General features: G+C 62.7%; 8 protein-coding genes. 3 read left to right on the forward strand and 5 right to left on the reverse strand.

Annotation, left to right across the window (positions count from 1 at the left end):
• Positions 1-385: 385 nt before the first annotated feature.
• Positions 386-943: a hypothetical protein gene (locus GGQ98_RS17605; RefSeq protein ID WP_184071899.1), complete on the reverse strand. Its 558-nt coding sequence runs from the start codon at positions 941-943 to the stop codon at positions 386-388.
• 84 nt (positions 944-1,027) lie between these two features.
• Complete coding sequence (locus GGQ98_RS17610) at positions 1,028-2,332, reverse strand: S8 family serine peptidase (RefSeq protein WP_184071901.1); 1,305 nt, start codon at positions 2,330-2,332, stop codon at positions 1,028-1,030.
• 31 nt (positions 2,333-2,363) lie between these two features.
• Between GGQ98_RS17610 and GGQ98_RS17615 the strand changes: the two genes are divergently transcribed.
• Together GGQ98_RS17615 and GGQ98_RS17620 are read left to right on the forward strand one after the other, a co-directional pair.
• Positions 2,364-2,903 (forward strand): RNA polymerase sigma factor, encoded by a 540-nt coding sequence (locus tag GGQ98_RS17615; protein WP_184071903.1) that lies wholly within the window; start codon positions 2,364-2,366, stop codon positions 2,901-2,903.
• A gap of 4 nt (positions 2,904-2,907) precedes the next feature.
• Positions 2,908-3,615, forward strand: coding sequence for an anti-sigma factor family protein (locus tag GGQ98_RS17620; RefSeq protein ID WP_184071905.1), 708 nt, complete (start codon positions 2,908-2,910; stop codon positions 3,613-3,615).
• Positions 3,616-4,015: 400 nt separating this feature from the next.
• On the opposite strand, the gene GGQ98_RS17625 is transcribed toward GGQ98_RS17620, so the two are convergent.
• Entirely contained in the window at positions 4,016-6,460 is a 2,445-nt protein-coding gene (locus tag GGQ98_RS17625) for a bifunctional diguanylate cyclase/phosphodiesterase (protein ID WP_184071907.1), read from the reverse strand.
• Between the two features lie 148 nt (positions 6,461-6,608).
• On the opposite strand from GGQ98_RS17625, the gene GGQ98_RS17630 reads away from it, so the two are divergent.
• On the forward strand, positions 6,609-8,027 hold the full coding sequence (locus GGQ98_RS17630; RefSeq protein WP_184071909.1) for a PAS domain S-box protein: 1,419 nt from the start codon (positions 6,609-6,611) through the stop codon (positions 8,025-8,027).
• 79 nt (positions 8,028-8,106) lie between these two features.
• Here the strand turns inward: GGQ98_RS17630 and GGQ98_RS17635 are convergent, their stop codons facing one another.
• Positions 8,107-8,502 (reverse strand): hypothetical protein, encoded by a 396-nt coding sequence (locus tag GGQ98_RS17635; protein WP_184071911.1) that lies wholly within the window; start codon positions 8,500-8,502, stop codon positions 8,107-8,109.
• 178 nt (positions 8,503-8,680) lie between these two features.
• Positions 8,681-9,524 (reverse strand): GGDEF domain-containing protein (locus GGQ98_RS17640; protein ID WP_184071913.1); only part of this gene is annotated, 844 nt, incomplete at its 5' end.

Below are 9,524 nucleotides of genomic sequence, written 5' to 3' on the forward strand. Positions count from 1 at the left end.
GGATGGCGTAAGCACCCGTTCTCTATTCCAGATCAGTAACTTACACCACGTCCGCCAACCCCATCCCATGCTCCCGGTGAATAAGACGGGCTAGGTCGTCCAGCCTGGCTACGCGATTGATGAATTGGTCGGTCATCGGTTCATTTATGCGCGAACATGCCGAAGGGCAAAACGCATTGCTCACCCCCCGACAACGCATGGCCGCTTTTGGACGGCATGCAATGAAGTGCGAATGACCGAGTTTCAGGTGGAAGGCATCGTTCCTCCCGGGCTGAAATGGCAGTATCTAACTGATGTATTCATCTGGAGCGACCATTCCGGGGATTGGCCAATCCCGGCCTTCCCTGGGGAAGGCCGGGCAAAGCCAAGCTACGTATACGAACGCTTAGTTTTGGTTGGATTCCGGTTCAGGATTCCGGGCCGCGGCAAGGGAGCCTGTGGCCGATCCTTCAGCGCTGCCGCTAACCTCGGCCGAGCGGGCCGTGACCGCTGCGGTTTGCGCCGTACCTTTCGCTGTGCCTACCGCTTCGCCGACAAGGCTTTGCGCCTTATCCGTGCCGACGCCCTGAACGGCGATGCCGACGCTGCGATCGATGCTCTGGCTTGCCGAAAGCGCGCCGCTTCCATCAACGAGCGTGCCAGCAGGGCCTGCGGCGGAGGTCGCGCTCGTCACCGTGCCGGCGATAGTGCCGGCAAGGCCAGCGTTCGCGCTCGCAGAACCTGAACGCGCGTCGACTGAGCGGCTGGTTTCGGCGCTACCCGAACCCGTGAGCGATCCGGTGACGCTTTGCGTGGCCGAGCCGACCGGGCCCAGCGAACCGCCAAGCGATCCGGCGCCGCCCAGCGCGCCGTTCAGCGTTCCGCCGACATTGCCGAGAAGTCGGGCATGGGCCGGCGTCGAAATCGCAGCAACGGCGAAGGCCGTGATGATGATCCGTTTCATGAGTCTTCTCCTTCATGGTCGGGGCCGATGTCTGGCCCGTCAGAAGGAGAACGATGCGATGTTCGTGGTTCATCCCGCGCCGCTTCATTTTTTTGCAAGAACGGTCTCCGGTGCGTTGCGACACGGCTGGCATAGAATACCCCGCCCAACCTTGCCGCGCCCGGGCAAGGCCTCGGCGCTCACCGTTTTCTCGCGCACGTATGGGGCACCTTCCGCAGCCGCAAAGCGCGCCGCAACGAGCGGTGCGGCGAAGGATGTGCCGCGTACTTTCGCGTAACCGTTGCCGGGAAGCGCCGCCACCATGTCGGCGCCGGGCGCGGCGAAGTCGAGATGTTCGGCGCGGCCGGCCTCGACCAGTGCCCGGTTCCGCGCATCGACGCCCGTGACCGCGATCACGCCGGGATAGGAGGCGGGATAGAGGGGCGGGGCGGCGGGGCCGTCGTTGCCCACGGCAGCGATGATCGTCACGCCGCGAGCCCGGGTGGTCTCCACGGCGCGCGCCAGCAGGCGGTTTGGCGGGCCTACAAGGCTGATGTTGATGACCTCGGCGCCGCTCTCCGCGAGCCAGCCAAGCGCCCGTGCGATCGCCTCGGCCGAACCCGCAGCCGGCTTGCCGCCATAAACGTCGGCGGCCAGAAGCGCCCGTCCGACGGCCGCGCCCCGGAACACGCCGTCCTTGCCGACGAGGAGCGAGGCAATCGCCGTGCCGTGGCCACTGGCCTGCGGGCCGTCACCGACGAAGCCGCGCTGCGTGATCCGCGCGGCGGAGAGTGATGGATGCGCGGCGACGCCGCCATCGATCATGCCGACAGGCCGACCTGCCGTTGCCGACGATGTGGCCATCGCGGCGCTGACGGCCATGAGCGCGCCGCCGGCGGGCTCGAACACGTGGTTCATTTCGAACTGTCCGTCGCGGGCGATCTCGCTCAGGCGCTTCAGCCCCTCCCGCACTGTATCGCCCTTGGGCACGCCGAGGACGTGCATGCGAATGCCAAGGGCTGCGATACTGCTTTCGCGCAGCACGGTGAACCCGCCCGCCCGCACCCGATCGAGCAGCACTGGCGATGCATCGATCGCGATGATTTCGCCGCGCCGTACCGGGTTTCCATCGGCATCCGCTTCCAGAACATCACGATTGGCGCGGATCAGCGCCTGGAGCCGCGCGCGGCGCATGTCGCGCAGGGACACGCGGTCCAGCGTATCCTTGGTCCGAACGCCGAGCGTGTCGATGACGCCGAGAGCGGCCTGTGGTGCGCCCTGCAGCGGCGAAAGCACGCCGCCCACGACCTGGCCCGGCAACCCGGCTACCGCGCCGGGAAGCAGCTGTGCCCGTGCCGCGCCGCAAAGTAGCGTCGCTGCCATGATCATAACCGTGGTTTGCCGTTTCATGGTCGCTCCTTATAAATTTTATCGCCCGTGGATGAAACGATGTGCGGCGGACGTTTCATCCACGAAGGCGAAAGGAAAAGGCTTGGAAGCGTTCGAGGAAGGCCTGACCGCAATGCTGCCCCGGCTGCGGCGGTTCGCGCACGGGTTGTCGCGTAGCGCCGCCGATGCCGACGATCTGACGCAGATCGCGGTCGAGCGCGCCTTGAAAGCACGCGGCCAGTGGCAACCGGGCACGCGCCTCGATTCCTGGCTCTATCGCATCGCGCGCAACGCCTGGATCGACACGGCGCGCGCACGAAACCGGGAAAGGGCGCGCACGCTGCCCGCCGAAGCCGGAGAGCGGGTGGGACATGATCCCCGGCCGGGAATCGAAGCGGGCATCGACCTTCGCACCGTCATGGCGGCGATGTCCGGATTGCCCGATGAGCAGCGCGAAGCCGTCTCGCTCGTGCTGATCGAGGGGCTGGGTTACCGCGAGGCCGCCGAGGTTCTAGAAATCCCGGTCGGCACATTGTCGAGCCGGCTGGTACGCGGCCGTAACGCGCTGCTTGCGTTGGCCGGAGAAGGATGAAGCGATGATCGATGACGAGACCCTCTATGCCTATCTGGACGGCGAATTGTCGGCAGAAGAGGCGAGGCGCGTCGCAGCGGAGGTCGCTGCCGACCCGGCGCTGTCCGCCAGGCTGGAGGCGCAGCGCCGGCTGCGCGCGCGGCTCAGCGCTGCTTTCGATCCCGTTGCGAGCGCAGCGGTGCCCGCAGGCATCGCTGCGCTGCCGGGTAGCTCCAATGTTTCCGGGATAGGCGGCGCGCGCGCGGCGTCGGCGCAGCGGCAGGGTTTCGGCCTGCGCCGTTGGGCTGCCGTGGCCGCCGCGCTCGTTGCCGGTCTTTTCGGAGGTCATATGCTGACGTCGCCAGAGGCGCCGATGGCGTTGCAGGACAATCGCCTGGTGGCGAGCCCGGCGATCGCGAACACCCTCGATACCCGGCTTGCCAGCGCCGGTTCGCAGGCGCCCGTTCAGGTCCACCTGACCTTCCGGGATGCCGGCGGCAATATTTGTCGCAGCTTCAATGCGCCTTACGTTTCCGGGGTGGCGTGCCGAGAGAACGAGGCATGGGCCGTCCGCGCGCTCTTCGCGCGCGAGGCGCGCGCTGACAGCACATACCGCATGGCGGGAACCGCCAACGCGGCCACCATGGCCTACGTCGAAGCAATTATCGTCGGGGACCCCTTTGATGCAGAAGCGGAGAGGCGTGCCCGGCAATCTGGGTGGGCGCAGCGCTGAAGAGCGGAGAGGCTCATGCCACAGGCAGCGGCCAATGCTGGATGCCGGCCGGTTATAATTCCGGCAGCGGGTCAAAATGAGGGTGGACCTCAAGCCAAGCTGTTGAGCTTCCAGAGCGAATTTGGCAGAGCGTGAGCCCGTCGCGAGTATCACTACACCGCATCGCAGAGGCGGGGCGATTTTCGAAACGGACGTCTAGCTCAATAGCCGCGATCGTTCGCCAGCGCTGCGGAAGTTGGCGCAAAGCAGAACGGGGGAATGTTCTGCCTTGCGCCGAGATATCAGTACGAACCGTGACGCTCGCCTGACTTGATGATGGGCATGAACACAACAGGCCCTCGCTTCATCATGGTCCAGCACGGTAAACAGGGAATTAATCTCACGACGTGACAGCGGTAGATTACATGCGCGAGGTGGACAAATGCATGATGTCGCCGCGGGTGCTGCGCAATCCGGTCGGAGCCCGCAAACGTTCAAAGCAGGCATCGCATCGCCCGTGGCAGGGATGACCACTGCTGAGGGGGTCAAGCACCAGCCACTCAAAATGTCCTATGGGCTGCGGGGGACTGACCAGGTAGCCCTGTATTTTATGGCATCCTTCGGCGAGCAGCAACTCCATCTGCTCGACCGTCTCAACGCCTTCCGCAATGATCGAAAGGCCGAGCCCCTTGCCGAGCCCGATGATGGCCTTGACAATAGCAAGCGCTACACGGCTCTCGGTGAGATCGCGGACGAAGGTCTGATCGATCTTGACCTTGTCGAAAGGAAACGTTCGAAAATAGCTCAGCGATGAGTAGCCCGTCCCGAAATCGTCCATGACGATGCGAACGCCGAGGGCGCGCAGCTGATTGAGTATCGGCAGTGCCCGTTCCGGGTTCTTGATCAAGAGACCTTCAGTGATTTCCAGATCAAGCCGGCCGGGATCGAGGCCCGTCTCGTCAAGAATTTGTTTGACGATGTCGACGATCTGATCGGTTCCAAACTGTGCAGGCGAAAGATTGACAGCGATCTTGAGCGGCTGTTTCCAGCGCGCGGCCTCCTGGCAGGCCTTGCGGAGAACCCATTCACCGATGACCGTGATGACCCCGGTGTCTTCGGCGAGTGGCACGAACTCGGCGGGCGATACAGACCCGTGGACAGGGTGCGTCCAGCGGAGCAGCGCTTCAAAACCGATAATGCCACCCGTCTCGAGACAGGCCAGGGGTTGATAGAGCAGGTGGAGCTCGCTGCGGCTGGCGGCCATGCGCAGGTCATGCTCCATGCTGTGCCGCATGCTAAGCTGCCGGTCCATGCCTTCATCAAAGAATCGCAGGATCCCGCGCCCTTCGGTCTTCGCCCGGTAAAGCGCCAGATCGGCTTTCTTGTGCAGATCCTCCGCCGAAGTTGCGTTGGAGGGATAAAGTGCAATCCCGATGCTCGTCCCGACAAGCAGGGACAGGCCCTCAAAGGCGATCGGCTGCGAGACAAGATCGATGATACGTTCGGCGAGCACGGCCGCACCATGCGGATGCTCCTCGGTATGGTGCAACACTGCGAACTCGTCGCCACCGAGTCGCGCTACGAGATCGCCTTCGTCGAGGCAGGACTGGATCCGACGCCCAACCTCAATGAGGACCGCATCGCCTGCGGGATGGCCGTGCAGATCATTTATGCCCTTGAACCTGTCCAGATCGAGGCACAGCAGCGCGAATGGCTTTTCAATCGACGCGTTGGTCACTGATTGTGCAAGAAAACGGCCCAGAGACAGGCGATTTGCAACGCCGGTCAGCGGATCGTGCGAGGCGAGGTGCGCAATACGTGCGGCAGCGGCCTTCCTTTCGGTGATGTCCCGAATCACCAGCATCTCGCGATGAACCCCGCCGACGGTTGCTGTCCGAATCGCCGTTTCGACGTCGATCATGCCTCCTGTCGCATTGCGAAGCACCTGCTCTTGAAAGGCTGAAATCAGAAAATTCTCTCGCTGTTCTGGTCGGCACGGCAGAAAATCGAGAAGGCGAAGCTGGTCGGACGTTTGGGAGGCATCGTAGCCCACGAGGTGCCAGAACGTCTCGTTTGCATCGATAATCCGATCGCCTTCCAGAATGGCGAGCCCCTCAAGCGCGCTTTGGGCGAAGTGCTTTAAGCGCTCGGCCTCTTCGGTCGCATGGCGCCGGAGCCGCGCTTCCATCGCCGCCACGGCGAAGGTGATACCGAGCACTGCAATGGAAAGACTGCCGATAATCACCGTGAGCGCGGCGGTATTGATCGCGCTCGGAGGAATAGTGATTTCCGGGTCCGGGATGATCGTGACCGCCGCCATGGATCCGAAGTGGATGACGCAAATCGCGAGTGTCAGAACGCCGGCGGATATGAATCGGCTGCGCTTTGTCGTCACAAACAGATACGTGGCCGCTACCGTACAAACCAGGCCCGCCGAGAGTGCCAGACCCACTTCTGAAAAGGAATATTCCAGTTGGCCCGTCGTCCGAAGGGCCGCCATGCCGGTGAAATGCATGGCGCCGATCCCCGCGGCCAAAGTGCAGCCGGAGAGAAGTCCCGCATGCCCACCGCCTTGAAGCGCGACCTTCCAGGCAAGGCCGGCACCGGCAATGGAAAGCAAAACGGATAGCAGCGTTGCCCCTGGTGCATAGCTCGTGGGCAAATGCGGCTGATAGGCGAGCATGGCGATGAAATGTGTGGCCCAGATTCCAGCGCCGCTGACAAAGGCCAACAGCAACAGCCAAGCGGCCTGCTTCTGCGGCGCGGCGCTGCGCACCTGATGCGCCAGCGCGAACCCGGTCAGTGACGAAAGAAAGCAGATCGCCGCCGCCAGTCCGACGAGCCGAATGTCGTGCTCCTGTGTCAAGCATGTATAGACGCTAAGCAACGATCACCTCGCTTTATAGCCGTATGTCTACCCTACGGCGGTTACCAAGGGATGAAAAGACAGTGGAAATAACCCGGCGAAGTGCTAGTCTTTCGCTATCAGGGCTAAATATCGAGGGCGCATCGATATGAACGAAAACACAGTGGCCGAAAGTAACGATTCAAAGCGCCGGCTTGAAGGTATAGTTGCAAGTGCGATGGATGCAATCATTACGATCAATGAAGAGCATCGTATTGTTTTGTTCAATCCCTCGGCAGAACAGATGTTCGGCGTATCAGCAGCGGAGGCATTGGGCGAACCGATTTCGCGATTTATACCCGAACGCTTTCGGGGTACACATGAAGAACATATCCGGCGGTTTCGCAATACCGGGGTCACCGGTCGCCGGATGGGCGCCCTCGGTGCGATCAGCGGTCTGCGGGCCGACGGAACCGAGTTTCCGATCGAAGCTTCGATATCTCAGGTCGATATTGGTGGAGAACGGCTTGCCACCGTCATTTTGAGAGACATCACTGAGCGCCTGGCGAACGAAGAGGCCCGGTTGCTGCTTGCGCGCGAGGTCGATCACCGCGCGAAGAACGCGCTGGCGGTTGTCCAGGCACTTGTTTCCCTGACGACCGCTCCGACCAAGGAAGATTTTATCGCAGCGGTGCGCGGACGCGTGGCCGCGCTCGGCCGCGCGCATAGTCTTCTTGCCGAGAACCGCTGGCAGGGTGGCGATCTCGAGAGGATCATCACGGACGAGACCGCTGCCTATAGCAAACCGGGGCAGGTGCGCGCGCGCGGACCGCAGGTCGCGCTTTCTCCCAATGTCGTCCAGCCTATCAGCTTGCTCGTCCACGAATTGGCGACAAACGCGACGAAGCACGGCGGCCTCTCGACACCGGCAGGATGGGTGGATGTGTCCTGGGCATGCGGGGCCAATCAGCATTTGAAACTGAAGTGGGCCGAAAGTGGAATGCGCGCCATAGCGCCGCCAACCTCCCGCGGTTTCGGTTCGACGCTCATGGATACTGTAGCGCGTCAAATGGGCGGGGAGATCGAAACCGAGTGGCTGCCGACGGGGTTGCAGGTGACCGCCACGCTCTCACCTGCGAATTTCCGTCTGCGGAGCCCAGAACCCACCACAGGGTTTGGGGGAGAACCGATAATGCCCAGCGCAAACAAAGGCCGCGTGATGATCGTCGAGGACGAGCTTCTGGTCGGCATGGAGTTGTCCCGCGCATTAAAGGAGGAAGGCTGGGTCATCATGGGTCCGGCGGGCACGTTGGAAGAGGCTTTCGCGCTCCTTGGACAGGAAGACCCGCCCCATGCGGCGATTCTCGATATTAATCTCAATGGACAGTTCGTCTATCCGGTTGCAGATCTTCTAAGAGCGCGCCAGGTGCCGTTTCTCTTCTGTTCGGGATACGAGACGGCGCCATCGGACGACCGCTACAGGAGCTCCATGATCATCAAAAAACCTATGAATCTTAACGTCATCATCCAGGAGCTCGAGCGGCTTGTTGGCGATCCCCAAGGGCCGGAAACGCGACGTGCAGCGTAAACTTCGCAGATAGATTCGCAGCTCCTTGAGACGTCCAGGACAACGCTGCCGAAAACTTCATCGTTCGACGCCGGCGCGCTTAGGCCGGATTTTCCGATTCCAGCACGCGGCGGAGCATGACGCGGGTCGACCTCAGGGCGATCTGCAGCGGACCGGAAAGGCTTGGGCGTTTCGCACCATACGGCACAGCATTTACGCCCCCGTGCAGAAGTTGAAGAAGGTGCCGCTCATCCTCGGTCAAACCCGCAGATTCGCTCGCCGCGGTTCGAAAGCGACGGCCCGACCAAGCCTGGTGGACCGCGAACAAGGCGTTCAGCGATGGCGCGAGAACGCCGACGCGCCGTTGCTCCAGGCGGGAGAACAAGGTCGGCAACGGTGAGTCGCCGTCGCGAGCTTCCCGCCAGCAACGCGCGGCGTCAATAATAAGCGCTTCGTGGACGCCGGTGGAGGATGGCGGAGACGAGGCAAGGTTCATGACACACCTTCTGGTCAGCCCCCGCTGCCCGCAAGATATAGTTGCTCTGTTGCAGGAACAAGTCACCGGCTGCCTCGCCGCGGCGAGCTGAGCCTCTATATATCGGCAGTTCGTCGTTTTGCGGACTCTCCACCGATCCAGCCATTCTACCCGGAGCAGATATACTGGAGATACGTGATCAGGCCACTGAGCGCTCGATGCGCCGATCTGCAACAACGGCCTGATCACGACCCTGCGACTTTGCCCGGAGCAGCGCGGCATCCGCCGTATTCACGAGGCGATCCGCCGTGCAATGTTCGGGTGCCGTGGCAACTCCAAGTGAAACGTGCACGGGCTCAAGCGGTGTGCCCTCGTGCACGATCCGGATCGCCGATACCTGGGCACGAATATCTTCCGCCCGGGCAAGCGCCTGCTCCGCATCCAGCCCGGGGAGCAGCATGAGAAACTCCTCGCCGCCGTAACGGAAGGCGAGATCGGCGTCGCCTAGCGCGCCTCGCAGGACCGCGCCGACCTCGCGGAGCACCATGTCTCCGGCGTCGTGACCAAAATTGTCGTTAAAACGCTTGAAGTGATCGACATCGATCATGAGACAGCTGATGGGCTGCGCCCGGCGATCGGCGCCGGCTACTCGCGCACCGAGCACGGCATCGAGCTGACGGCGATTGGCAAGCCCGGTGAGCGCGTCCACCATGGCCATCTCGCGCAGCTGATCGCGCAGCCTCAGATTTGCGAGCGCAAGACCGATGTTTTCGGCCAGCATCAGAAGATAGGTGCTCTGGACCGCAGCTTCGACCACGTTCGCCCGCGGCTCGAAGTAAAGAAGCCCGAACGTCTCTCGCTGCGCGGTAAGCGGCAGGCAGAGGGTATCCGGAACTTCGCCGCCGCGGAGATCCATGTGTTCGCACACCACGTCGATCTGCGTTCCCGCAGGGCGGTGCGGCAGTCCGCGCCGCAATGCCCAGCAGGCCATCGGCGCGAATTCGGGACGTGAATGCGCGGGCTCCATCCAGCTGCACGCCTCG

The organism is Sphingosinicella soli (assembly GCF_014199685.1).
GTDB classification, from domain to species: Bacteria; Pseudomonadota; Alphaproteobacteria; order Sphingomonadales; family Sphingomonadaceae; genus Sphingosinicella; species Sphingosinicella soli.